Genomic DNA, 25,847 nt, shown 5'->3' on the forward strand with positions numbered 1-25,847 from the left:
CCATCCACTTTAACTTTCACATTAAACGTGAAGTTAGCTTAAGCGCCGTAATTTAAGTTAATACGCTGACAACGCCATTTTGTGTAAACTAAGCTGAAATAACACAAAAATAATAATTTTTATCAGAGGGAATTGCATGAAACTGCCGCTATTGGTCGCAACAAGCAGCGCATTATTACTTAGTATAGTGCCGAGCGCTTTAGCCACTTACACTTCACTACCTGAGCCGGTATCAAATAACGCAGTTGCCGCTGTTACCACCGCTAAAGGCAGTTACTTACTCAGCTTTACCGGCCTTGGACAAGGCAAGGATTATCGCGCAGCACATAACAAAGCTTGGGCAATAAATTTATCTGAGCCCAATAGCCAATGGCAAGCTATTAAAGCTGTGCCTTTTGTCGCGCCTTTGGCTGGCAGATTAGCCTCAATCGCTGTGGGCGTGGATGATCAAGCTTATGTATTTGGTGGCTACACTGTGGCTAAAAACCATGAGGAAATTAGTACGGTAGATAATTACCACTTTGATATCAGCACCAATGAGTATCAGCGTATTGCCGACATGCCCGTCGCTGTTGATGACACGGCTGCCAGCGTTTATCAGCAACGTTATGTGTATTTATTTGGCGGTTGGCATAACGATGGCAATGTTAATTTAGTGCAAGTGTATGACACTCAAACCGATACTTGGTCTCAGGCAAGCCCAATACCTGCACCTGCTGTTTTTGGTCAAGCGGTGGCCATGGTTAACAATAAAATTGTCTTGTGCGATGGTGTGAAAGTACAGGCCAATATTGGTAAACGTCGCAGCTATGCCTCATCACCGGTGTGTTTATATGGTGAGGTGAATCCAGAGAATCATTTACGTATTAGTTGGCAGCTTTTACCGCATTACTCAATTGCCCATAAAGCCTTAGCGAATAACAGCTTAAATAATCGCCCTGATAGCAACCACGCCATTGCCCATTACCGCATGGCAGCAACAGGTGTAGGCTCTGATAAAAATAGCAATAAAGACACTGATACAAACAATAATAAAGCAGGTTACGCCATCTTTATTGGTGGTAGTGACAACCCTTACAATTACAGTGGTATCGGTTATAACGGCGCTCCCAGTACCCCACAGCAATATCAATACAGTTTCGACTTTGCTAGCAACAGCTGGCTTGCCCCAATAAAGCTTGAAACACCTTCAATGGATCACCGCGGCCTCATTTGTCATGAAGATAAGCTGCTAAGAATTGGCGGCATGGTGAGCAATCAAAAAGTCAGTAATCTTGTGTTGAGCTCACCGCTAAAAACCAATCAAGCTTGCACTCAATAGCAGTACTCATAAAGAGACATATCGCGCCATAAAACGTGATCTATATAACACTTTTATGGTGCTTGTATTGAGCAATTTAAAGATGCATATAAAATACATGTAAATTAAATGCATCTTTGGAATATTCATGACCACAGCTTCAAGCTTTGAGCAATTACAGGCACTGCCCCTCGCATCACTCATTGATTATATTGAAGTGACTCATCATCAATATGTACGTGAAACGGCGCCTTTATTGGTGGAATACACCCAAAGAATGGTGCAAGCACATGCTAGCGACCATGCAGAAATACAGCCTTTAGCTAAACTTGTGCAAGCCTTGGTTTCAGACTTAATGCCACATCTTATGAAGGAAGAACAAATTTTGTTTCCTGCCATGAGACGCTTAGGTGATGGCTTGGAAGTAAATGGTTGTTTTGGCCATATCGGTAACCCGATAAATGCCATGGAACATGAGCATGACCATGCTGGCACCATCTTGCAGCAATTACGAGAATTAACCCAAAACTATCAAGCTCCTGAAGGCGCTTGTAGTACTTGGCAGAAGTGTTACAAGACGCTAGCTGAGTTTGATGCTGATTTACAAACACATATTAATATTGAAAATAATCTATTATTTCCAACGGCATTAGCCCTATAAATATAGCCCTGTAAATTTAGCCCTGTAAAGAAAGACCCATTTTGTTTTACCTTCATTTTATCTTTGTTTTTGCTCCAATTTAACATTCATCATGTTTAATGGTTCTTGCTCCCCAGCAGAACCATTTTTTTTGCCTTAAATTTCTCGTCATATAATAGTTCAAAAAAAAGCCTCGCATTAAGCGAGGCATTTATTCATCACAATAATCTTATACTGCTTTTCTCTCGCTGCGTTGATGCGCCATCCGATACAAAATAGGCAGCACAAACAAGGTTAATAAAGTCGATGAGATAATCCCACCAATCACCACGGTAGCAATGGGACGTTGCACTTCTGCGCCAGTACCAATATTAAGCGCCATGGGCACAAACCCTAAACCAGCTACGAGTGCGGTCATTAATACTGGTCTTAATCTGATTAAGGCGCCATCAATAATGGCATTAAGTAGCTCGCCTTTTTCTTGATATAACTGCCGAATAAAACTCAGTAATACCAAACCATTAAGTACTGCTACCCCCGATAATGCAATAAAGCCAACCCCTGCTGAAATCGATAATGGCATATCCCTAATCCACAGTGAAATAACCCCACCCGTTAGCGCAAGCGGTATGCCGGTGAAAATAATCAGTGCATCTTTAACTGAGCTAAAGGCCATTACCAGTAAGCCTAAAATGATGGCTAAGGTCAGTGGCACCACTATCGATAATCGCTGACTTGCAGACTCAAGTTGCTCAAATGTGCCGCCGTATTCGAGCCAGTAACCCGCTGGAATATCCACTTGCTCGGTGATTTGTTGCTTAGCTTCCGTCACAAACGAGCCCAAATCTCGCCCGCGAACATTGGCCGTTACGACAATGCGGCGTTTACCATTTTCACGGCTAATTTGATTGGGAGATGGCGCTATATTTAAGCTGGCAACTTCAGATAACGGCACATACTCACCAGATGGCATGACAATGGGTAAGTCTTGTAAATGCGCTACATCTTGGCGGATATTTTCAGGCAGTCGAATAACCATTTTAAAACGGCGATCGCCCTCAAAAATCAATCCCGCTTCATCCCCGCCGATAGCCGTTGCAACAAAGTCCTGTAACTCACGTACCGACAGACCATAATTCGCCAAAGCCATCCGATTTGGCTGAATAGACAACATGGGCAAGCCAGTAACCTGCTCAACTTGTAAATCCGTTACACCATCAATTTGTTCCAGCACCTCGTGGATCTCATTTGCTGAGGTCAATAGTTGTTGTAAATCATCCCCTACAACTTTAATGCCTAAATCAGCGCGGACACCTGATATCAGCTCGTTAAAGCGCATTTCAATCGGCTGTGTTAGCTCAAAGTTATTACCTGGCTGGCCTGATACTGCCGCGACAATATCAGCAGCTAACTTGTCATAACTCATTGTCGGTTCTGGCCATTCATTGCGCGGCTTAAGCATAATGAAGGTATCGGCAATGTTCGGCGGCATAGGATCGTTAGCCACCTCAGGGGTACCAATTTTAGAGAACACATTTAACACTTCAGGAAAGTGCTTAATACGGTCTTCCAAGAGTAATTGCATTTCAACAGATTGCTCTAACCCTGTGCCAGGAATACGAATTGCTTGCAGTAAAATATCTTCTTCATTCAGTTGCGGAATAAACTCTGAACCTAATGTGGTCGCAAGCCAAATAGAAAAAGCCACCAGCGCAACCGCGACACTTAATACTAACCAACGTAACTTCATTGCAAGGATGAGTAGCGGCTTATATAGCGACTTACTTAAGGTAATAACGCGGCTTTCTTTGTCGCTAATTTTACCCGTCATAAATAGTGCAACAGCAGCTGGAACAAGGGTTAAAGATAGGACTAATGCTGCCAGCAATGCCATTACAACGGTTGCAGCCATAGGGTGGAACATTTTCCCTTCTACGCCCGTTAAACTAAACAAGGGAATATAAACAACGGTTATAATTAGCACGCCAAATAAGCTCGGACGAATAACTTCGTTGGTCGCCTCAAACACCAGCTGTAACCTTTGTTTGCGCGGTAAAATCTGTCCACCATTTTGCGCCTGAGCTTGGCCTAATCGGCGAATGGCATTTTCGACAATAATCACTGCACCATCGACTATAAGGCCGAAATCCAACGCACCTAAGCTCATTAAGTTTGCCGACACGCCGGCCTGTAACATACCCGTCATTGTTGCTAGCATCGCAATCGGAATAACTGCCGCTGTAATCAATGCCGCTCTAGCATTGCCCAGTAAAATAAATAGCACGACAATGACCAGCAAAGCCCCTTCTACTAGATTTTTTTGTACCGTATACACCGCTTTATCAACCAGTGTGGTGCGATCATAAACCGCTTCAACCTTAATACCTGCTGGCAAAGACGCTTTAATATCTTCAAGCTTACTCGCTACAGCCAATGATACCTGACGAGAATTTTCGCCCACCAACATCATTGCACTACCTAGTACGGTTTCTTTACCATCGCGGGTAGCAGCACCTGTGCGCAGTGCTTTGCCAATGGCGACTTCGGCAATATCAGTAATGAATACCGGCGCATTATCAACACGCTTAACGACAACATGTTCAATATCATTAATTGAAGTTAACTGCGCAGCAGAGCGAACCGTAAGTTGCTGGCCTTCTCGCTCAATAAACCCTGCACCGCGGTTACTGTTGTTGTTTTCAAGGGCTGATTTGATATCACCAAATGAGATGCCATAGGCCAACATCTGCATGGGTAACGGCGTAATATGGTACTCCTTATCAAAGCCGCCAATGGTATTAATCTCGGTAACGCCATGTACTTGTGCTAATTGAGGCTTAATAATCCAGTCTTGAATTTCCCGCAATGCGGTGGCATCAAATTCGCTACCATTAGCTTGCTTAGCATCAGGCAGCGCCTCAATGGTGTACATGAAAATTTCGCCAAGCCCAGTTGAAATTGGCCCCATTTCTGGCTCGATATCGCTGGGCAGCTTTCCTTTTATGGCATTTAAGCGTTCATTAATGAGATTACGGGCAAAATACAAATCCGTACCTTCATCAAATACCACGGTGACTTGCGATAACCCATAACGTGAAAGCGAGCGAGTATAAGACAAGCTCGGTATACCCATTAAGGCATTTTCAATAGGGTATGTGATTCTTTGCTCGGTCTCTTGCGGCGAATACCCCTCTGCTCGGGTGCTAATTTGCACCTGCACATTGGTAATATCCGGTACCGCATCAATAGGTAATTTTTGATAACTCCATAGCCCTACTGCAACTAGCAGTAGCGTCAAGAACATCATCATCCAGCGTCGAGTAATGGCAAGACGCAAAACTGATTCAATCATGTGCGTCTCCTTTAGTGAACGTGCGCAGCACTAGATTTTTCAAGATCGGCTTTTAATAAAAAGCTATTCTCGATCGCGTACTCTTCGCCCACCGCTAAACCCGATAAAAGCTCGCTCATCTGACGGTCTTTTTTACCCAGAGTGACCACGCGTTTTTCAAAGCCTTCATCATTTTTAACAAAAATGACTTGCTGATTTTCCATTACTTGTAAGGCGCGATTATCAATGGCTAAATCAACATTGTGCTTACTTAGGGTTACCTCACCTGATAAAAAAGCGCCTACTGTCCATGACCCTTCGCTATTATCAATTGGCGCTCTAGCACGCAGGTACGCTTCGTTATTCATTGGGTTCAGTAAGTATTCAATTGCAGATGTCACGCTTAATTGTTCAGATTCAACACTGAGCTTTTGGCCGATAGAAACACGGCTTTTCTGACTAGGAAATACTTGATATTCAGCCCAAAGTTGACTGTTATCGACAATGCTCAGTAACACATTATCAGTAGCCAGTTCGCCAATATTTGCATTACGACTCACCACCACGCCGCTAATTGGCGCTTTAATCGAGTAACGTTTGAGGCTCGCATTAGATTCAATTTCTGCAATCACTTGTCCAGCTTGGACTTTTTCGCCCACTCCCACATTTAATTGGGTAATCAAACCCGCGAATCGCGCCCTCACATCACTGGTATTTTGCTCAGGGACAATGGTGCGGCCATATAAGGTTAATACCTTTTTGATTTCACCTGCTTGAGCTGAATGAGCAACAATGCCAGAAACAGCGATTTGCTCGATACTGATATGCACTTGCCCTTCTTCGTGTTCATCATGACCATGCTCGTCTTCGTGGCCGTGTTCATCTTCATGACCATGTTCATCTTCATGACCCTGTTCATCTTCATGACCATGTTCATCTTCATGACCGTGTTCATCTTCATGACCGTGTTCATCTTCATGGCCGTGTTCAGCATCCTTATTACCATGGGTAGCATGCTGCGTCTCGTGACGACTATGATTGGGCTCTGAGTGTTTATCTTCATGCTGATGCTCAGCTGACGCTTGAACCGATATTGAAAACAATAATGTCATCAACATGGCAAGACGACGCACAAAGAAGTGATTAGAAATACTATGGTTCATGGTTAAAATCCTTGAAAATCACGAAAGAAGGAATGCTGAGATGCAGGTAATGGTTCGGCTATTAGTTGCTCGATATCAACACCAAACCGCAAAGCGGAAGCCGCTGCATCAATCAGTGCCCGGCGTGAGAACAATAATTCCTCTCTTGCGGTTAGATAATCAAGATAGTTATAAACTCCCTGTTCATAAGCCTTTTGCGTATCTTCTAGAGCTAAGGTTAACGTGGGAATAATGCTGCTTTGTAAACGATTGACCGTCACAATGGCTTGTTTTCTGCTGGCGTAAGCACGGTATAATTGCGCATACAATTCTCGTAATGCTATCTCTCTATTAATCAGCACTTCATCTTTTGCCGCCTGCGCTGCAATGACTGCACCTGAATTTCGCTCACCGCTAAATAAAGGCACACTAAAGCCTGCCGATAGCGAGGTGTCATTGGTTTGCTGCATTTGTTTGACGCCAACAGACCAACTTACATTCGCACTTGATTGCGACTGAGCAAAACGTAATTCGGCTTCTTTCAATTGGCTCTGGGTTAAATATGCTTCAATGGCCGGACTGTATTTCACTTTTTCAAATAACGGGGCTAATGCCACGTCATCGGTAAACTCAAATAAACTGCCTTCGAGGCTTTCATAGTTAACCTGAGATTCGCCCCACATCATACTGAGTACTAACTTAGCGTAATCAAGCTGATGCAGCTGAGTTTCAGCGGTGAGTCTGGTATTAAATACCGCTGCTTGCGCTCTTTTAACTTCGGCATCGGGCGTCACACCCGCTTTAGCGCGTTGCTCAACAACGGTTAAGGTTTCTTCAGCCAGTGTTACGGCATCACCCGCCAGTTGTAATTTGGATTGAGCAGCCAATACATCGATATAGCGACGAGTGGTTTCAGCGAGAATGCCTAAACCGGCAATTTTTTGCTCAGCATCAAGTAGCGCACGCTTTTTATTCACAATCCCAGAACGGGCATCTAACTTGTCACCGAACTCTATCACTGACGATAACGACACTGTCATTTCAGCACTATCAACGCCTTGATACTCGCCAGTACCAGCCACATTTTCAAGCTCAAAACCGGCTTCAAACCCCGGTGATAGCGCCTGAGTTTGCGCTTCACCATCAAGCGCTAACTGTCTAAACTGAAATACTTTTAAAGAAGGATGTTGCTGTTGAACCCGTTCTATTACCGTCTGTAACGTTAGTGGTGCCGTTACAGTCTCTGCAGCATATGCGTTAACTGATAACAGTGCTGACAGCCCTAGAAAACGGCTGCAGCATTTTTGAAACCGCGCAGTACGCGGTTTCGAGAAACATGTATTGTAAAACATCTGAGATTAGCCTCGATTTAATACAAAAAGATAACTACCAACTGATAATCTAAGTCTGGGAAATCCAGTCATAGGTAAGCGCAGCAAGCTTAGACAAATTCGATAAAGTAATTTGTCCATTACATAATTTTTTGATTAAAGGATTAGGCTTGGGGGGGACGTAAAAAACTGAAGTAAGGGGACTCTACCGCGGTAGAGGTAAACGTAAATGCCACATAATCTGAATCGACAAGGTTATGCTGCACCATAGTGTTAGGGTGCATCAAGGTCATACAACACGAACAACAATTATCGGTGCACTCACCGCAGCCATCATCAACATCGATTGATGCCACAAAAACATCATCGCATAGTGCAGCACTGCTCTGTCTGTCTTCATGTCTGAGATTCTGGTTGATTTCGTTTTGATCAATAGCAGGTGTTTCATTGACTTGAACCGTTAAATACTCGCTATTTTCATCACAATCTTGATGCTCAAGTGTGCAATTATCAGCCATAGCAACAACAGACTGCATCGCAAAAATCATGATCAACATCAATCGCGCCAACATAGCTGGAAGCGTGATATTTGTGACCCTAACATTACGATAGAAAGTTGACATGAGTACTTAATAGAGCCTTGTAAAGTAAAAAATATAACTTAGATGTACTAATAACGACGGTATCGCGACAGTCTAAGCTAAACGCTTATAAAACACTATATGGTTTCTTAGCAGAACAGATTCTCAGGATTAAAAATAGATAAAAGCACGACTACAGCACAATTTGAATTTATTATTTTGCCACCAAAAGGCCGTATAGTCGCAGGAGTTTGTTCAAGTAGCGTTATTAGATTAACCCTAGAATGTCTTGTAATTGCTCGACTTCAATATGGGGTAAAATAAATTTGGCTTGCCTGTTGTCACTCGCTTGATGATTTAACCACACACTTTGACAACCCGCTTTTCTGGCACCTAACACATCACTAATGGAGTGATCGCCAATATGCAGTAATTCACTGGGTTTAATGGCTAAGTGGCTACAACTGAGATCAAATAAGTCACTGTAAGGTTTCATCCTAACTCCATGACCGGGATGCAGCACAAATTGCAATACGTCATCAAGACCAATGCGCGATGCATCAACATTACCATTGGTAATACCCACTAACGGAAAGTGCTTTCCTAAACGGGCAAGGCAACTTAATACTTCATCCGTTATCTTAAAATCACTACGGTGAAAGCTAAAACATTGCATCCCTTGCTGGGCACCTTGGCTAGCTTGAGCTTCACTGTAGCCCCATAGCAATAAGCCTTGGCGTAACACTTCATAGCGAGCGGCAGTCGTGTCATGGGCCAACTCTTGATGCTCTGCAATCACCTGAGATTTTAATAAGCGCCACTGGGAAACATCCCAATTTAATGGTGCTTTAAAGTTATCTTGCATAAAATGTGATAATTCAGCTTCAGCTTTAATAATGTGCGACACGTTGTCATACAAGGTGTCATCGAGATCAAAACTGATGGCTTTAAATGGTTTAAGTCTTAAATATTGTTTCATTATTTCCCCTTGGCTTTTTTCGCTCTAGGGTGAGCGCCATCATACACTTTCGCTAAGTGCTGAAAATCAAGGCTGGTGTAGATTTGAGTCGTAGACAGATTGGCATGACCCAGCAATTCTTGCACCGCTCTTAAATCAGCACTTGATTCAAGCATATGCGTTGCAAAGGAATGGCGCAATTTATGCGGGTGAACTTTTGCAGATAATGCTTGCTCCTGACCCCATTTATTCATCCGCAGTTGAATGCTGCGGTGAGATAAACGTTTTCCCTGTTGGCTGATAAATAATGCGTCACCGGCTTCAGCTGATGGCATTTCAGCCCGTGAATCAAGCCAAGTCTGTAACGCGCTAAGGGCTATTTTACCCACAGGTACAATCCGCTGTTTACTGCCCTTACCCATGACTTTGACTTCATGCTGCTGAAAATCAATATCGTGAATATCTAAACTCGCGAGCTCCGCCAGACGTAAGCCACTAGAATAAAACAGCTCCATGATGGCTTTATCTCGTTTACTCAAGGGGTCGCTAGCATCGATATCTAATAAATGCGTGACCGCATCTAAATCCATATTTTTAGGTAAAGGCTTAGCTTGCTTAGGGGCATTAAGGTTTTTCGCTGGATTGGCATTAATCACTTGTTCACGGACTAAAAACTCAAAGAATTGTTTTAAAGAAGATAAACATAAAGATAACGAGCGCGGGCTTAAGCCTTGGCGGTGAAGTTTGGCTAAAACGGCTTGTAATTGCTCACGGCTTACCGCCAGCCATGAATCATCATTCTCGGTTAATTCATCGTGAGTAAATATTATTTTGCTGGCACGATTAATTTCATACAGGTAATTGCGCACACTGTAGGGGGATAATTGACGCTCTGAAATAAGGTAGCGTTCAAATGAGGCTAACCAACTTAGCTGACTCATAACACTACCTCCAAGCAGATCATGGTAAACCTAAAACAGTAATGTTGAAGTTTAAACAAAAATAGTGAGGCTTAAAACTTTGGCAGCATATGGTCGAGTAAGTCGCGAATTTGCTCAAAAAACAAATGATCCATATCGGGATGAAAATGCGCAGGGTCAGCTGATGCCACCCCAAAAATCACCTGGCCATTTTCATCAGAAAGTTTAGTCAATGCTACTGAACCGACTTCACTACCAAATAAACGCTTGCACTCAGACTGGGTTAAGCGGCCAAAATAATAGCCTTGCTGAATACGTTGATGCCAAATCTTAGCTAATTCGCTGTCAATATCATGCACGGTAATTAAACGTACATGGGTAAAACCAAATTCTTGTTTAAGGCTTTCTGAAACAGTCTGCCTTAACTGACCTAAGTCTTCACATTTGAGTATTTTTAATGACAGCTCACGATTAAAACGAAAGATTTTTTCATTCTCGGTGGCAATCTTCATTAATGAAGTAATTTCTTCTTCAAGCTGGGTAACCCGAGTGCGCAACATTTCTTGCCTGCGCTCAACCAATGATACCGCACCACGTTCATGGTGAGATAAACGCATTGCCAGCAATAATTCAGGGTAACGATTAAAGAACTCTGGATTTTGCAGTAAATACTCACGAATCAGATGCTCGTCGAGGGCTAAATCTTCCATCGATAATATCGGCATCGGCAATTCAGCGCCTAAGTCAGCTGCTGCTTTGGCATTTTGTGCGAGCATTTTTTTGGTATTGATTACATCGGTCATAACTGGATTTGTCCATCAAATACATGTTCAGCAGGCCCTGTCATGGATAACGGCTTGCCTTCCCCTTCCCAATGAATGGTTAAACTACCACCGGGTAAATCAACTTTAACTTGGTTATCTAACTTATTCTGTAAAATCCCAATGGCCACGGCGGCACAAGCGCCAGTACCACAAGCCAATGTTTCGCCCGCGCCGCGCTCATAAACTCTTAGTTTAATATGACCACGATTAACCACTTGCATAAAGCCAACGTTCACCCCTTTAGGAAAACGCTCATGGCGAGTTAGCATAGCGCCAATCTCTTCGACCTCTGCGGTATCAACATCGTCCACATCTAATACACAGTGCGGATTACCCATAGAAATGGCGCCACAAAGGAACGTTTGTTTAGGTGTTTGCAGTAAATAGGTTTTCTCGCAGCGCTTGGCACGAAATGGAATTTTACTCGGTTCAGTCACCGGTACGCCCATATTGACAGTCACCGTGCCATCACGCTCTAAGCGTAAGGTCATTTTTCCTGAACTGGTGCTCACACGGATTTTGTATTTATTGACTAAGCCTTTGTTACGCACAAAACGCGCAAAGCAGCGGGCGCCATTACCGCACTGCTCCACTTCACTACCATCGGCATTAAATATGCGGTAATGAAAGTCTAAATCTGGGTCGTAAGGCGGTTCGACTAACAGCAGCTGATCAAAACCGATCCCGAAGTTACGATCGGCTAATCGGCGAATTTGATCTGGCGAAAAAAACACATTCTGTGTTACGCCATCAACCACCATAAAATCATTACCTAGACCATGCATCTTGGTGAATTGGATCAAAAGTGTCTTCCCTTATCGAACTATAATGAACGTATTGATAAACTATTACGGCAGTATATGTTCACCTTGCCACAATTGTTCAATCTTTTCACGCTCACGGATCACTTGATTTTGATCTTTATCGACCATGACCTCTGCCACACGTGGACGAGAGTTATAGTTAGATGCCATCACAAAGCCATATGCCCCACTTGAACGTACAGCTAAAAAGTCACCTGCTGTCACATTTAACTGACGGTCTTTACCTAAAAAGTCACCGGTTTCACATACTGGGCCGACCACATCATAAGCAAAGGTTTGTGCCGCAGTTTGGTTAACAGGAATAATGTTTTGCCAAGCAGAATATAAAGACGGACGAATAAGATCGTTCATGGCGCCATCAACAATGGCAAAGCGCTTATCGCTGTTTTCTTTTAATGATAAAACTTGAGTGACAAAAATACCGGCGTTAGCGGCAATGGCGCGCCCGGGTTCAAATATCAGTTTTAGTGGTCGATCGCCCAAGCGCTCAAGTAAGGCTGCGGCGTACACATCAGGATGCGGCGGTGTTTCACCATCATAAGTCACCCCTAAGCCACCACCGACATCGAAATGCTTAATTTCAATGCCTTGCACAGCTAAGCGATCAATTAGCGCTAGCATTCGGTCCATCGCGTCTAAAAACGGACGCATTTCAGTTAACTGTGAGCCAATATGACAATCAACCCCTTTAACGTCTAGATTAGGCAAACTATGGGCGCGAGCGAACACTTGCTCAGCTTCATCCATGGCGATACCAAATTTGTTTTCTTTAAGCCCTGTAGAAATATACGGGTGAGTACCTGCATCCACATCTGGGTTAACTCGCAATGATACTGGGGCAACTTTACCTAAACGGCCTGCTACCTCATTAAGTTGCTCAAGCTCAGCGCTTGATTCAACATTGAAACAATAAATACCAATATTCAGTGCTTGTTCCATTTCCGCCGTTGTTTTACCTACGCCAGAAAAAACCACTTTTTTAGGGTCACCGCCAGCGGTAATAACCCGGGCTAATTCACCGCCAGATACAATATCGAAACCGCTGCCAAGTCTGGCGAGTACGTTCAACACTGCAAGGTTAGAGTTAGCTTTAACGGCATAACAAATTAAATGAGGGTGTGATGCCACGGCATTATCAAAGGCATGCCAATGGCGCTCTAAGGTTGCGCGCGAATAAATATATAGCGGCGTACCATGCTCACGAGCCAATTGCTCTACTGAGCAGCCTTCAGCAAATAAGCTGTCTTGTTGATAAATAAAATGATCCACTATGCGATTCCTTGTTTATTATTCTGTAATACTTTTATGCGATAAAGGCGGCTTTAACCTAGCTTTTGAGGCAATTGTTGAGACTGAGTCTGAGGTTTAACTTGGTTTTCCTCAAGGGTAGACTCTTGCGGTTTTCGCTGTTCCTGATTGGTTTCTGCGTCAGGAGTTTTATATAAAGGGCCTTTTTGTCCGCAGCCTATAATGGATAGGCTAGCAAGCATTACGAATAAAAACAGTCTCATTTTTCTCAACATTCTATGCATCTGGGGAGTTATAGCCTTATAATCGCATTCATAACCTAGAAAGCACAAGGATTGAAATGCATGGCTATGACAGATACAGAGTTTCATCAATTGGCAGATGAGATGTTCAGCAAGATAGAAAATGCCATTGAAGCTGCTATTGACGAGCAAGATGCCGATGTAGACATCAATGCCAGTGGTAATGTTTTACAGCTTGAGTTTGAAGATGGTTCGCAAATCGTCATCAATAAACAAGAGCCGTTACATGAACTCTGGATTGCGACTCGCTTTGGTGGTTATCACTTTGCGCTAGTTGATGGAAAGTGGTTTGATGAACGTAATGACAATATATTCATGCCGTTTGTGATTGAGTCGATTAAAAAGCAAAGCGGTATTTCGCTGGCGATTTAATCCCTCGGATGTACTAGCTCAGATTATCGATATCTAAAGTGATAATGTCAGCAAAACTGAATTGGGTTTAGAAGTCTGAACTCAATTCATTTATCATCACCCCAAATGGCACCACGTTTAACTCACCGTTTATTCTTTCTAATTTGAAAAATTGCGGCATATTAAAATAATGCTGTGATGATACCCCTTGCTCAAATGCAAAACTGTGGCTTTCTTTTTCTACCAACTCCTGCATCGACATATTTTCATATAATTGATGTTTAAGCTCGTTTGCTTCATCAATAATAAACACATCTAAAACATCGGGTCGCTGGCGTAAAAAGTATTGCTTTGCCCCTTTGGAAATATACAACTTAATGACATTGGGGATACTGCCGTAGGGATCGGCTTTGATAATGGCTGCTGGTGCATTGAGTTGCGGCTTTTTAAAACGCTGCACTTTTATCGGCCCAGCTTTAACCGCGTCATCACCCAAGAGGTTATACACCAAACCCATGGGATTAAAATATAAACCATAACGATGGCCGCCAAGCTGTAACGGATGCATTAACCCTGAGGAAGCGCGCGCCTCATAACAGTATTTGACGCATTGAGAAAAAATCCCCTGCAGCGCATCATGTAATTGTTTTTTCAGTCGTTGGGCACAGGCAACAATATTAATGTCCACTTGCTCAGGCTTACATTTTAAGCCTATGGCAACAAAAGACAGCGCCTCCAATAACCCCAATTGACCTTTAAAGCGATGGCATTGCCACTCACCCCAACTATTGAGACAGATAATATCAATGGTAGACAACATATTTTGCTGTTTTTTGCCTAATGAAAAGACATTAGAGTTCATGTAATCAATCATGATCTCTTGCCCTTGCCACTTGATGGTTGGGTCGTGATCAATATTGGCAACCACAATAATTTTTTTATAAAAAAATGGCTGACACAATTCAGCTTTGGACACTTTGCTTGCTGCCGTCATCAGCGGATTGAGGCTTAATGCTAATTGAGTCAAGCGGGTTTTACGGTGTTTACTGCGGCTATATTCTTGCCACTGAGTGTCCGCTGTAGAAATATCATTCATTACCGCCCATGCAATCAATGCCACCGGAGTATCGGCTTTAATAATGGCAGACTCACCTAATAGCTGCCCTGAATTATGCGGCTGTCGATATAAGTAGAATCGTGACTCTTTAGGGCTATGGATAATGGTTAAATGAGGCTCTGTAATTGAGCTGCTCCAGAGCTTATTTAAGGGTAATAATTGATGTTCATCGTCACTAAAATAAGTATGAAGTTTACGGGCAAGGATCCCTAATTCTTCTACTCTAAAGCGATCACTTAATGCTTGCTTTGAGGCAAAGTCCAATAAGGTACGATAACTAATTAACAGTAATTCATTAAGCTGCTTGTTAAACCATTTAAGTTGCCCTGAATGCCAGTGTTGGCTGTTATCCAGTGTTTCTAACAAACTATGGGGCCAGCCCCAATCCTCAACCAATTGCTGTATTTTATCTCTACGCCAATCTCCGGCCACGCAGCGATTTGTTAAGTTAACACCGCACTTAAGATAAAAACAGCGGCGCACAATTTCCAGACGACGGGTGTCACGTCGCGCTTGTAAATAAGCCTCAATACGCTGATATAAAATTAAATAGGCATCATTGGATTCAGTAAAGTCCACTTGCAGACACTGTTGCCAAATCTGCTGGGTAATGAAATTTGCTTGGGGATAATCTGCGGCATAGGTTTCCAGCAGCAGTACCTTGAGTAAGGCTTTATGGGGTTTATTGAGCCCCTTATAAAGTTGCCATAATGAGGCGCCAAAATATTCTGTTGCCGGCATGGATTGCACATCACCTAAAAACAGCACCTCTTTATCATCGTCAGCACCTGGCCACCACCCAACCGCTTTACCCGCCAAACGAATATGGGAGCGATAAAACTCTTCTAATAATAACCAATGCTGAGTGCTGCCACTGTGCTCTTCGCCTAGGGAGCTATAGCAATTATCAAACGCGCTGCATTCCCTGAACTGTAACGGATGCACTAGATAAAAATTCACTTCGAAATCAAAGCTCGCAAACCACTGAGTCAACAGGTCTGTTTTTTCAGTGATTAAGACTAAATCGCCATGACTTAAGCTTGCTTTGTAAACCAGCCACACATCGACATCACTTTTAGGGTTTTGGCCAAAACTTGCTGTGCTGCCCATGGAGTACACCCCTTCAAACGCACAGGGTTGGGCAGCTTGTACATCCAAGCTGGGCAAGCCGAGGTGATTGCGCGCCAGTTCCATGGCTGGCGTCATTGCAAACTGACCGATCCCAAAAGGGGTCAAGGCGGAGTTACTGCCGGGCAGCTGTACATTATGGTGATGGATTAAATAAGGAATGATATCGAAAAGCTGTTGCTGAACTGGCGACAATAAAGATTTAACTCGTTCATATCGAACAAGATTGAGTTGATTGGCTATCTCGGCTGAGCGATAAACATTTTGATTCAAAGTATCATCCTGTTACTAGCACTAAGTTACTAATTATCAACATACTGCAACGCAGTTAAAAACCATGTTGATTAGCGTTAAATAAATTAGTAGAAACGTGATCATGTTAGCACTTTCATTTAAATACGCCAGTAAATGAGATCCACGTCACAAAAAAACTACGTGCACAGTTCAAACAATCGCTATCGATTTGTTACATCTGCTTTCTGGCAATGTTAGCATTATTGCAATTAAGTCTATTGATGGAACTCTTTGGCATGTCTCAAAATGTTATTCGTATCGCTACACGTAAAAGCCCACTTGCAATGTGGCAAGCAGAATTCGTAAAAGCTGAGCTTGAACGTATTCATTCAGATTTAACCGTTGAGCTATTACCAATGAGCACGAAAGGAGACGTTATTTTAGATACGCCTCTGGCTAAAGTTGGTGGTAAAGGTCTTTTTGTTAAAGAACTTGAAGTTGCCATGCTTGAAGATCGCGCTGATATCGCGGTGCATTCAATGAAAGATGTACCGGTAGACTTCCCAGAAGGTCTAGGTTTACAAGTGATTTGTGAGCGTGAAGATCCACGTGATGCATTCGTATCAAACACCTACAAAACCATTGAAGAATTGCCACAAGGCGCTGTTGTTGGTACTTCAAGCCTGCGTCGTCAGTGTCAAATTCGTGCCGCTCGCCCTGACTTAGTCATTAAAGACTTACGTGGCAATGTTGGCACTCGCTTAGCTAAATTAGATAGCGGCGATTACGATGCAATTATCTTAGCGGCAGCGGGTCTTATCCGTTTAAAACTTGATCAGCGTATTGCCAGCTTTATTTCAGCTGAAGATTCACTCCCTGCAAACGGCCAAGGCGCTGTCGGCATCGAATGTCGTATGAATGACGAACGCGTTAAAGCATTGCTTGCACCACTTGAGCATCTAGAAACTCGTTACCGCGTTTTTGCTGAAAGAGCGATGAATATGCGCTTAGAAGGTGGTTGTCAGGTGCCAATTGGTGCTTATGCTGAAATTGATGGCGATAGCTTACATCTTCGTGGCCTAGTGGGTAACCCAGATGGCAGTCAAATCATTGAAGGTAATGTCACAGGTTTAAAAACTGATGCGGTTGCATTAGGTGAGCAACTGGCTGAAGATTTACTTAGCCGCGGTGCTAAAACCATTCTAGACGCTGTTTACAACCAGTAATCGAGATGAAAGTCTTACTGTCGCGCCCTGAGGGGCGCAATCAAGCTATGGCAGATAAGCTTACAATGAAAGGAGTCGACTTCATGGTCACTCCTTTATTAGCTGTAATGCCTACTCACGACAGAATTAACTCCAACACCCTCACCCAAGCTGACGGGATAATTTTTATCAGCGCCAATGCGGTAAAATTTGCTGCCATTAGCCTTAAAAATCAATTTCCAGATTGTCGCTATTACGCCGTTGGCCAAGCCACCGCTGATGCCCTGTCGCAATATAACATTATTCCTGAAATTGCCCCCGAAGACAGCCAAGACAGTGAAGGTTTGTTATCACTGACATCATTAGGTGATATTAAAAATCAACACATTGTTATAGTAAGAGGTATTGGCGGCCGCGAAACTATCGCTGAGCAACTGACTATCAGACAGGCCAATGTTTGCTACTGGGAAGTCTACCAACGCAGCCTGCCAAAGCTAGATCCAGCCTTGGTTTGCCATCAATGGCAGCAGTTCGGCATTGATACCATTATCGTCACCAGTGGCGATGTGCTAGAAAATCTAATTAAACTTGTTCCAAAAGAGTTATTTGCATGGTTGCAATCATGTCATATTATAGTCCCCAGTAATCGAGTGGAGCAAAAGGCAAAAATAGCCGGGTTTACTCACGTCAGCAATGCAAATGGCGCGAATACTCAAGCTGTTTTAACGGCATTGTCTATTTAACTAGTAGCAAGTCATTTGTATTTGCGATCATGGTTAATCCTGCCAAACTGTAACTTTGCCCTATAGTGTTTTTGCTCGCATTAATGATTTGGTCGCACTCTGGATGATCAAACTAGGTACTCAAGGACAGCTCATGGAACACAACAAACAAGATCCTAATCAACAAGCTCATTCAGACAATGATGTGATTGAATCAACTCCAGTCATTGAAGCAACTCCTACCAAAGACGAACAGAAGCTCAGCGAACCTGAGTCAGCAATGCCCTCGTCAACGGTTGAAAGTCCAGCCGAAAAATCTACAGCTGATCCAGAAACAAAGCGCCGTAGTAAAAGTTCATGGTGGGTGCGTTTCAGTATTCTTATTTGCCTTATCATTGCCATTGGCGGAATAGGCCTAAGCTATTTGCTATGGATGGAACTGCAAGAGCAAAAACAACAGCTGCAAACTCAAAATCAGCAAACCAGCGTAATAGGTAGTCAAGTCACACAAGCGCTGGTAGAACCCAATAAACGCATTGCAGTATTAGAAGCCCAGCAACAGCAAAATTCACAGGCTTATCAGCAACAAGCGCAATTAGTAAAATCACAACAGCAATTACAACAACGAGTCGCCACACTGGCGCAGCGGAATCCAAACAACTGGATGGCATCAGAAGCTGAATACTTAGTGCGAATGGCTGCCAGAAAACTGGCTCTTGAGAACGACCCTAAAACAGCTGCAAGTTTATTAAAATCTGCAGATGAGCGCATTGAAGCAATGAAAGATCCCACTTTATTGCCCATACGCCGCGCACTAGCTAATGATCTCGCAACAACTAATGCCATCAAAACCACTGATGTTGCCGGCAGCATTTATACCATTGACGGCATACTCAACCAGCTCGATACTTTGCCATTAAATCGCGCTAAAGCCCAAGCAGCAGAAGACTTAGCAGAGCAAAATGCCATCTCCGATTCAGTGGATGATTGGCAAAGTAATTTAGCTAAAACTTGGCATTCAGTGACAGACGGCTTTATCACTATTCGTAAGCGCACCACAGATCTTGAGCCATTACTTGCCCCAGATCAGCAATGGTATCTGGTTGAAAATATCCGCAATAAATTACTTCAAGCCCAATTAGCCCTGTATCAACATGATCAAGTTAACTATCGCCAGTCGGTTGGCTTTGCGCGAACATGGATCCAGCAATACTTTGATTTAGATGAAGAGAAAACCCAAGAGGCACTACGTGCTTTAGATGCACTAATGACAGTTACCATTGAAGAAATAAATCAGCAAAACTTTGACTCAACCCGTTTACTGCAACAGCTCATTACTTACGGTGAGTTGGTTCCAGCAGAGGAACCACAGTCATGATTAAAACTCTTGCATATGTGATTATCATTTTAATCGGCTTTTGTATTAGCCCTTTTATTATTGGCAACACAGGTTATGTTTATATTGCGGCGGGCGATTATCAAATAGAAACCAGTTTAGTCTTTGGCTTACTAGGGTTAATTTTATTTTATGCGGCGCTGCAGCTAGTTGAATGGCTGATTATTTTTCTACTGAATATCATTATTCATAGCCGCTATTTACCTGATCGCTGGCGCAAAAAAGCCGCTAAAAAGCATACCTTACAAGGGGCATTAGCACTGGCAGAAGAAGACTGGCCTAGTGCAGAAAAAGCCATGTCTAAAGGCGCAGCAAAAGGCGAACTGCCGGCTTTAAATTTATTTGCCGCCGCCCGCGCAGCTCATCATCAGCACAATAACCAAGCCCGTGACCAATATTTAGATCAAGCGGCAGAAGATCCGCTAGCACAAACGGCCGCTAGAACTTCTAAAACTCGCTACCTTATTCAACAGGGTAAATTAGCAGAGGCAAGAGTCGAGCTACAATTACTCAATCCAACCAGTAAAAGTAAAACCCCAGTTTTAAAATTAGCCTTGGATTTATATCAGCTACAAGAAGACTGGCAAGCATTAAAGTTACTTTTACCTGCTATTAAAAAACGTCACATCGTTACTGATGAGATATTTAATACCATAGAGCAAAAAACCAATATCGCCCTACTAACAGCGGCAACTGAATCTAACGAACAAGATCTTGAGAAATGCTGGCACTGGCTTAGTAAAGCTGAGCGCAGTCAACCGACTCTCATCGCCATCTATGCGCGTGGTTTATGTCAATATGAACGTAAAAAAGATGCCTTAAAGCTGCTCACTAAGAGTTTGAAAGCCGAACCCAGTGACACTATTTTATCGGCCTTGCCCCACATTCTAGATGCCGACGATGACGAAATAAGAAAGCTACTGCAACGTTACCAGCAAACCCATGAACATGATGCGGGATATCAAGTATGTTTAGCCAAGTTAGCCATGCAAAAACGTGATACTAAAGTCGCAAAAGAGCACTGGACAAAAGTATGTGACGTATCGCCATTACGACAACATTGGTTAGCGTTAGCGCAGATCCAAGAACAGCTCGGTGAAAACACCGCTGCACTGCAGAGCTATCGCAAAGCGGCAAATGCTAGCGAGTAAAATTTATGCATTAGTTAAGCAATGATTTCATAATGAATTAATCGCTTTCTATAATCAGTTAGACACTAAAACCTGCCTTTGTGCAGGTTTTTTTATAGCTTTTTTATACGCAAAATGAGTGAGCCTAGCCTCAAAGCCCCCGTAAACAGCCGCACAATATCAACTAATGCTAATGTATTAAAAAATTAACATTTACCTGTAATCCCTTAGTTGTATTGATTTACCGAAGTTTTTTATTTCGCTTTTAAATTCATAAGTTTATTAGAGCCGATTAAGCGGTCAAAAAATTGACCACTGGTAATGCCAGTGCTAAAATTGTTAAATTGCGGTTAATTTAAATTTCAAACTTATAACAGCGAAATACCTCGATATGAATAGTTATGCTAACACTATGAATATCAGGTTTAATGCGGGTTATTGGAGCTAAGGTCATGAGTTCTGTTGTAACGACAAAAAATGGTGTTTTAAATTCAGCTAATGGAGAGGTTACCCTCACGTTGAATAATGAAACAAAAAACATTCTTCCAGGAGATACTATTCCTGCAGGGGCAGAACTCCAAGTAGCCGATGGCATTGCATTTGTGGTGACCTTTGATGATGGCACTATTCTCAATGGCGACAACATAGCTGAAAACTCATCAGCCGACACAGTCATCGATATGACCACAGATGAACTCGCTGAGATTCAAGCTTTACAAGCATTAATTGAATCCGGTGAAGATCCAACCGCTGAACTACCTGAAACCGCAGCAGGTGAGACAGCAACTAACCAAGGTGGTAGTGATTTCGCTTCATTAGCTCGTGAAGGCTCAGAAACTATTGCCACAGCAGGTTTCGATACCTCCTTTGATGCACCTGAAATTTTAACCGCAAATCTTACATTAGGTGAAGATGGCGTTAATGCGCTAAATAACAACTTTAATGTAGCTCAGTTTACCGATAATTTTGTAAATGGTGTGTCTTTTACAACCTCTTCTGGATTATCAGGTTTTACCGGTGACTTTGGTTCACCGGGTTCATTTTCTTACCTTCCTGGCGACACTATTACCTTCATGGTCGGTGGCGTCACTATTGCTACTTTTAGCGCCGATGTTATTCAAGGGGATATTCTATTCCTACAGGATATTGCTGGTACTTTGCTGTCAGATACCAACATGGATTATGTTGAGAACATGGCTATTTTCCTTCAAGCCTTGGATAACGATTTATCCGACGGTATTGATGACGGTATTTTAAATACTAATAGTCTGGTGAATATTGATGACAGCTACAGCACTAATATCAATGTTTTATTATCCGTTCACGAAGCATTAGCCAATTATATTGACCCCACCACGGGTCAACCATTAAATATAGCCACAGCAGGTAAAGAGATGATCTCTCAAGTACTTGCTGAATTAGGTATTATTTTTACCCGTGATACAGAAAGACAAGAAGATGGCCAAAATGTATTTGAAACCATTGCGATGGAGCATGTTGCAGATACCATCGATGACATTGCTGGCGATAGAATCCCTGATGAGCATGACGAACGTACTGTAGATACTCTTGAAGTACCTGGTGGCTTAGTCACCTATAACTATAATGAACTCGATGGGCAAATTACCTTCTCAGCCAACGACCTATTAGACGGTGCTGTTGGACAACAAGTTATTGATCAAAACCTATTAGTCACTAACGTACGCCTTAGTGCTGCTTTTGAAGATATTGGTACGTTGCAAGATTTAGGTGATGGGAATTACGTCATTATTCTCAACGAAGGCATCACTCAGTATGATCTTGAAGGCCTAAGTCTTGATTACCGCGTAGAAGATTGGACTGTATTTAGAGACGTTACCTCTGCCACCCAAGATCAATATAAATCACATCTATCAGCTGATATTCCAGATGTTTTTGAAGATGTTGGCTTTAACCAGTTTACTGTCAATAGTGAACTAACCTTTGATACTGACCAAGAATTATTTATCAACTTCACCAGCGAGTTACTCAGTGAGCAACTGGGTTACCCCATTGCCGAATATGCTGATGATTATTTAGTCCCATTAGAATACTCCAACGATGGCGGCCTGACTTGGCAAACCATGACGATCACTGGTATTGATTCAAGTGGTGATTTAGCACGTCCAATTTTTGGTTTCACCCTAGAAGCAGGTAATGACAGCATTCTTATTCGCGTGCCTATTTTTGACGATGCCATTATTGAACCAACTGAATATTTCAATGCCATTGTTACTGGTGAAAATGTTTATGATGAAGAACTAGAATTTGCCATTTTTGATAACGATGGTAACGGCTCAGACTTACCAGTTGTCGATATTGACTACGCCGTTGTTGTAGAAGGAATGGAGTTTGCGTTATTCACCCTTACGTTAAGCGAGCCAAGCACTGAAACCATTACTATAGAATACAGCTCTGAAGAGTTAACCGCATTATTCGGAGAAGATTTTACTAACGTTAGTGGTACTGTAACCTTCTTACCTGGTGAAACTACTGCTTATATTAGCGTCCCGATTACAGATGACTTAATCGTTGAAGGTAGCCCAGAGTTTGCGCTAATAAACTTATCTAATCCAACCAATGCTGTACTAGGTGATACTCAGGCGACGTTACGTATTTATGATAATGATTTACCAGATAATACCGCTATTACGCTAGATATTGATCCAGTCACTGGCGACAATTTACTTACGCCAGATGAATCTACAGGGTTAATTACCATAACAGGTACCGTCACTGCTGACAGCTCCATTACAACCGGTATTATTATGTTGACTATTAATGGTCAACAATACCAAGCTATTATGCAAGCAGACGGTACTTTCGCTGTTGAAGTTGCAGCAAGTGATTTGCTTAACGATGCTGACACCGTGATAGATGGTATTGTCTATGGATATGGCGCTGAAGGCGCCAAAGGCACTTCTTCAGCAACTGAAGATTATGATATCCCCACTGAGGCGCAAAACGACAGTATAGTTGTTGCCGAGGATAATGTCGCAGAAGGTAATGTTCTAGATAATGATACGGATCTTGATGATAATTTAACCGTTGTCAATTTTGAAATTAATGGTGAATCTTACCCAGCTGGCTCCTCAGTTACCCTTGAAGAAGGCATATTGCAGTTAAATGCTGATGGCTCTTATACATTTACACCAAATACAGATTGGAATGGTCAAGTTCCAGTTATCACCTATACGACCAACACTGGTGTAATTGCCACACTCACTATTGAAGTCACCCCTGAAGCTGACGGAGCTCCTGGGGTCACAATTAATACTGACGCTAATAATGATGGCATCATCAGTGAAGAAGAATTAGCTAATAATACTGAAGTATCAGTCACCATCGGCCTAACTGATACCGGGGCTCAAGTTGGCGACACATTAGTCGTTAATGGTGAAGAAATCATACTGACTCAAGATGATATTGATAACGGTTCTGTCGACCTAAACTTACCAGCACCAGCTGAAGGTGAGGCCATAGAAGTTGTTGCCACAATTGTTGACAGTGCAGGTAATGTTAGCCCTGAAGGTTCTGATAGCGCGGTTATAGATACCACTCCACCTGTAATTTCAGTCATTGCCCCAGATAACAGCAGTGATGATACCCCGACAATTACTGGTACCACTGATGCACAGCCTGGCAGTGTGATCACCATTATTGTTACTGACAGCGCGGGCAATGAACAAACACTGGAAACCACAGTCAATCCTGATGGTAGCTACGAGGTCGATGTTATCGATCCGTTAGCAGAAGGCGATTATACCGCTGTTGCAGAAGTTACCGACCCATCAGGTAATACAGCTACAGCTGAAGATGATGGCGATGTTGATACTATTGCCCCAGAAATTACCGTAAATGCCCCTGATAACAGCAATGATGATACCCCGACAATTACTGGTACCACTGATGCAGAGCCAGGCAGTGTAATCACCATTATTGTTACCGACAGCGCGGGCAATCAGCAAACACTAGAAACCACGGTAAATCCTGATGGTAGCTACCAAGCCGACGTTATCGATCCGTTAGCTGAAGGCGATTATACCGCTGTTGCTGAAGTCACCGATCCGTCGGGAAATACTGCTATAGCTGAAGATGATGGCGATGTTGATACCACAGCCCCAATCATTACCGTAAATGCCCCTGACAACAGCAGCGATGATACCCCGACAATTACTGGCTCCACCAATGCAGAGCCTGGCAGTGTAATCACCATTATTGTTACTGACAGTGCAGGCAATGAGCAGACACTACAAACCACGGTAAATCCTGATGGCAGCTACGAGGTCGATGTTATTGATCCGTTAGCTGAAGGCGATTATACCGCTGTTGCTGAAGTCACCGATCCGTCAGGTAATACTGCTACAGCTGAAGATGACGGTGATATTGATACCACAGCCCCAGAAATTACCGTAAATGCCCCTGACAACAGCAGCGATGATACCCCGACAATTACTGGTACCACTGATGCAAAGCCTGGCAGTGTAATCACCATTATTGTTACCGACAGCTCGGGCAATCAGCAAACACTAGAAACCACGGTAAATCCTGATGGTAGCTACCAAGTCGATGTTATCGATCCGTTAGCTGAAGGCGATTATACCGCTGTGGCAGAAGTTACCGACCCGGCAGGTAATACTGCTACAGCTGAAGATGACGGCGATATTGATACTACTTCTCCAACTCCAGAAGTAGCCTTTGAAGGCATGGGTGATGACGGTATTTACAGCAGCGATGAAATTGGCGCGGATGGCACCGTCACCGCCACCGTGACCTTAGCCGCKGGCACCGCAATTGGTGACACGCTGATCATCACTGATGGYAACGGCAACGAATTGTTCAACGGCCTCGTGACCCAAGCGATGCTTGATAMTGGTCAAGCCGTGGAAGTCCCTGTCGCTGCAGGCGATACCCAGGTCAATGTTGATGCACAAGTCATTGATGCCGCCGGTAACCCATCGGCTATCGCCACTGACAACCAAGACGTTGATAACACTGATGCACCTACTCCAAACGTTGAGTTTGAAGGCATGGGTGATGACGGTATTTACAGCAGCGATGAAATTGGCGCGGATGGCACCGTCACCGCCACCGTGACCTTAGCCGCGGGCACCGCAATTGGTGACACGCTGATCATCACTGATG

18 protein-coding genes and 1 pseudogene are annotated in these 25,847 nt (G+C 43.2%); 8 read left to right on the plus strand and 11 right to left on the minus strand.

The genetic code is table 11. From position 1 onward, the window contains the following. The first annotated feature begins 136 nt into the window (after window positions 1-136). Both BM739_RS07940 and BM739_RS07945 read left to right on the plus strand, forming a co-directional pair. Complete coding sequence (locus tag BM739_RS07940; protein ID WP_076539378.1) at window positions 137-1,321, plus strand: kelch repeat-containing protein; 1,185 nt, start codon at window positions 137-139, stop codon at window positions 1,319-1,321. Between the two features lie 148 nt (window positions 1,322-1,469). Next, window positions 1,470-1,961, plus strand: a pseudogene (locus tag BM739_RS07945) (hemerythrin domain-containing protein); the annotation flags it as partial. Between the two features lie 208 nt (window positions 1,962-2,169). On the opposite strand, the gene BM739_RS07950 reads toward BM739_RS07945, so the two are convergent. The 10 genes from BM739_RS07950 to BM739_RS20715 form a co-directional block, all read right to left on the minus strand. Next, window positions 2,170-5,292 (minus strand): efflux RND transporter permease subunit, encoded by a 3,123-nt coding sequence (locus tag BM739_RS07950; protein ID WP_076539384.1) that lies wholly within the window; start codon window positions 5,290-5,292, stop codon window positions 2,170-2,172. A gap of 11 nt (window positions 5,293-5,303) precedes the next feature. After that, window positions 5,304-6,434: an efflux RND transporter periplasmic adaptor subunit gene (locus tag BM739_RS07955; RefSeq protein ID WP_076539387.1), complete on the minus strand. Its 1,131-nt coding sequence runs from the start codon at window positions 6,432-6,434 to the stop codon at window positions 5,304-5,306. A gap of 2 nt (window positions 6,435-6,436) precedes the next feature. Further along, window positions 6,437-7,765, minus strand: coding sequence for a TolC family protein (locus BM739_RS07960; protein ID WP_076539390.1), 1,329 nt, complete (start codon window positions 7,763-7,765; stop codon window positions 6,437-6,439). Between the two features lie 143 nt (window positions 7,766-7,908). Further along, window positions 7,909-8,301 carry a hypothetical protein gene (locus BM739_RS07965; protein WP_254843498.1) on the minus strand — a complete coding sequence of 131 codons (393 nt, stop codon included), beginning with the start codon at window positions 8,299-8,301 and terminating at the stop codon, window positions 7,909-7,911. Window positions 8,302-8,593: 292 nt separating this feature from the next. Then, window positions 8,594-9,304 (minus strand): HAD-IA family hydrolase, encoded by a 711-nt coding sequence (locus BM739_RS07970; RefSeq protein ID WP_076539395.1) that lies wholly within the window; start codon window positions 9,302-9,304, stop codon window positions 8,594-8,596. After that, window positions 9,304-10,224 carry a tyrosine recombinase XerC gene (gene xerC, locus BM739_RS07975; protein WP_076539398.1) on the minus strand — a complete coding sequence of 307 codons (921 nt, stop codon included), beginning with the start codon at window positions 10,222-10,224 and terminating at the stop codon, window positions 9,304-9,306. The genes BM739_RS07970 and xerC overlap by 1 nt, the downstream gene beginning before the upstream one ends. A 71-nt stretch (window positions 10,225-10,295) precedes the next feature. Further along, complete coding sequence (locus tag BM739_RS07980; RefSeq protein ID WP_076539446.1) at window positions 10,296-10,928, minus strand: DUF484 family protein; 633 nt, start codon at window positions 10,926-10,928, stop codon at window positions 10,296-10,298. A gap of 74 nt (window positions 10,929-11,002) precedes the next feature. After that, window positions 11,003-11,830 (minus strand): diaminopimelate epimerase, encoded by an 828-nt coding sequence (dapF, locus tag BM739_RS07985; RefSeq protein WP_076539401.1) that lies wholly within the window; start codon window positions 11,828-11,830, stop codon window positions 11,003-11,005. 45 nt (window positions 11,831-11,875) lie between these two features. After that, window positions 11,876-13,120: a diaminopimelate decarboxylase gene (lysA, locus tag BM739_RS07990; protein ID WP_076539404.1), complete on the minus strand. Its 1,245-nt coding sequence runs from the start codon at window positions 13,118-13,120 to the stop codon at window positions 11,876-11,878. A gap of 53 nt (window positions 13,121-13,173) precedes the next feature. Beyond that, a complete protein-coding gene (locus BM739_RS20715) occupies window positions 13,174-13,470 on the minus strand; it encodes a lipoprotein (RefSeq protein ID WP_368483154.1) in 297 nt (98 codons plus the stop codon). Here BM739_RS20715 and cyaY point away from each other — a divergent pair. Further along, window positions 13,444-13,773, plus strand: a complete 330-nt coding sequence (gene cyaY / locus BM739_RS08000; protein WP_076539407.1) for an iron donor protein CyaY — start codon at window positions 13,444-13,446, stop codon at window positions 13,771-13,773. The genes BM739_RS20715 and cyaY overlap by 27 nt on opposite strands. Window positions 13,774-13,840: 67 nt before the next feature. On the opposite strand, the gene BM739_RS08005 is transcribed toward cyaY, so the two are convergent. Continuing rightward, complete coding sequence (locus tag BM739_RS08005; RefSeq protein WP_076539410.1) at window positions 13,841-16,270, minus strand: class I adenylate cyclase; 2,430 nt, start codon at window positions 16,268-16,270, stop codon at window positions 13,841-13,843. A 257-nt stretch (window positions 16,271-16,527) separates the two neighbouring features. Between BM739_RS08005 and hemC the strand changes: the two genes are divergently transcribed. The 5 genes from hemC to BM739_RS08030 all read left to right on the plus strand — a co-directional run. Next, window positions 16,528-17,457, plus strand: a complete 930-nt coding sequence (hemC, locus tag BM739_RS08010) for a hydroxymethylbilane synthase (protein ID WP_076539413.1) — start codon at window positions 16,528-16,530, stop codon at window positions 17,455-17,457. A gap of 5 nt (window positions 17,458-17,462) precedes the next feature. After that, window positions 17,463-18,179: a uroporphyrinogen-III synthase gene (locus BM739_RS08015; protein ID WP_076539416.1), complete on the plus strand. Its 717-nt coding sequence runs from the start codon at window positions 17,463-17,465 to the stop codon at window positions 18,177-18,179. Between the two features lie 133 nt (window positions 18,180-18,312). After that, complete coding sequence (locus BM739_RS08020; protein ID WP_076539419.1) at window positions 18,313-19,536, plus strand: uroporphyrinogen-III C-methyltransferase; 1,224 nt, start codon at window positions 18,313-18,315, stop codon at window positions 19,534-19,536. Then, window positions 19,533-20,705: a heme biosynthesis HemY N-terminal domain-containing protein gene (locus tag BM739_RS08025; RefSeq protein WP_076539422.1), complete on the plus strand. Its 1,173-nt coding sequence runs from the start codon at window positions 19,533-19,535 to the stop codon at window positions 20,703-20,705. The genes BM739_RS08020 and BM739_RS08025 overlap by 4 nt, the downstream gene beginning before the upstream one ends. A gap of 431 nt (window positions 20,706-21,136) precedes the next feature. After that, a partial coding sequence (locus BM739_RS08030; protein ID WP_175609502.1) for a retention module-containing protein occupies window positions 21,137-25,847 on the plus strand: 4,711 nt, incomplete at its 3' end.

It is taken from the genome of Shewanella sp. UCD-KL21, assembly GCF_001957135.1.
Taxonomy (GTDB): Bacteria; Pseudomonadota; Gammaproteobacteria; order Enterobacterales; family Shewanellaceae; genus Shewanella.

Excerpts from the sequence above, each read along its gene's own strand:
- BM739_RS07980 (WP_076539446.1), bottom strand. The coding sequence starts at position 10,928 with ATGCCGATATTATCGATGGAAGATTTAGCCCTCGACGAGCATCTGATT.
- BM739_RS07965 (WP_254843498.1), bottom strand. The coding sequence starts at position 8,301 with ATGTTGATCATGATTTTTGCGATGCAGTCTGTTGTTGCTATGGCTGAT.
- BM739_RS07970 (WP_076539395.1), bottom strand. The coding sequence starts at position 9,304 with ATGAAACAATATTTAAGACTTAAACCATTTAAAGCCATCAGTTTTGAT.
- BM739_RS08020 (WP_076539419.1), top strand. The coding sequence starts at position 18,313 with ATGGAACACAACAAACAAGATCCTAATCAACAAGCTCATTCAGACAAT.
- BM739_RS07960 (WP_076539390.1), bottom strand. The coding sequence starts at position 7,765 with ATGTTTTACAATACATGTTTCTCGAAACCGCGTACTGCGCGGTTTCAA.
- xerC (WP_076539398.1), bottom strand. The coding sequence starts at position 10,224 with ATGAGTCAGCTAAGTTGGTTAGCCTCATTTGAACGCTACCTTATTTCA.
- BM739_RS08015 (WP_076539416.1), top strand. The coding sequence starts at position 17,463 with ATGAAAGTCTTACTGTCGCGCCCTGAGGGGCGCAATCAAGCTATGGCA.
- hemC (WP_076539413.1), top strand. The coding sequence starts at position 16,528 with ATGTCTCAAAATGTTATTCGTATCGCTACACGTAAAAGCCCACTTGCA.
- BM739_RS20715 (WP_368483154.1), bottom strand. The coding sequence starts at position 13,470 with ATGAAACTCTGTATCTGTCATAGCCATGCATTTCAATCCTTGTGCTTT.
- BM739_RS08025 (WP_076539422.1), top strand. The coding sequence starts at position 19,533 with ATGATTAAAACTCTTGCATATGTGATTATCATTTTAATCGGCTTTTGT.
- cyaY (WP_076539407.1), top strand. The coding sequence starts at position 13,444 with ATGGCTATGACAGATACAGAGTTTCATCAATTGGCAGATGAGATGTTC.
- BM739_RS07950 (WP_076539384.1), bottom strand. The coding sequence starts at position 5,292 with ATGATTGAATCAGTTTTGCGTCTTGCCATTACTCGACGCTGGATGATG.
- BM739_RS07955 (WP_076539387.1), bottom strand. The coding sequence starts at position 6,434 with ATGAACCATAGTATTTCTAATCACTTCTTTGTGCGTCGTCTTGCCATG.
- BM739_RS07940 (WP_076539378.1), top strand. The coding sequence starts at position 137 with ATGAAACTGCCGCTATTGGTCGCAACAAGCAGCGCATTATTACTTAGT.